At 38.2% G+C, this 400-nt stretch carries 1 tRNA gene and 1 rRNA gene; both read right to left on the bottom strand.

Going from position 1 to position 400, the window contains the following annotated elements:
* Positions 1 to 127: 127 nt before the first annotated feature.
* Positions 128 to 203 (bottom strand) — tRNA-Ala (locus QX51_RS18385).
* A 112-nt stretch (positions 204 to 315) separates the two neighbouring features.
* Positions 316 to 400: ribosomal RNA gene (locus tag QX51_RS18390) — 16S ribosomal RNA — on the bottom strand; the annotation flags it as partial.

Raw genomic sequence — 400 nt, forward strand, 5'->3', positions numbered from 1 at the left:
TAGCGTCAAAGTCTTTGTCTTCATATACATTCAGACAAATCCCTTTACTTAAAGTTGATATTTTTAAAAGTTATCTTCTTTATATAATGTCATATCACTAAATGTTATGCAGTTTTCAAAGTACTAATGGTGGAGATGAGGAGGATCGAACTCCTGACCCCTTGCGTGCAAGGCAAGTGCTCTCCCAGCTGAGCTACACCCCCATATGCTTTTTCAACAGATTATATTATAATAACCTCGTCGAATTTTGTCAATATTATTTTTTAAGAGGTTTAAAGAACCCTCAAAATTAAACAGTAGGTTAATTCTCCCTAGAAAGGAGGTGATCCAGCCGCACCTTCCGATACGGCTACCTTGTTACGACTTCACCCCAGTTATTGATTTCACCTTCGACACTCGC

The sequence above is a fragment of the Terrisporobacter othiniensis genome (assembly GCF_000808015.1).
GTDB lineage: Bacteria > Bacillota > Clostridia > Peptostreptococcales > Peptostreptococcaceae > Terrisporobacter > Terrisporobacter muris.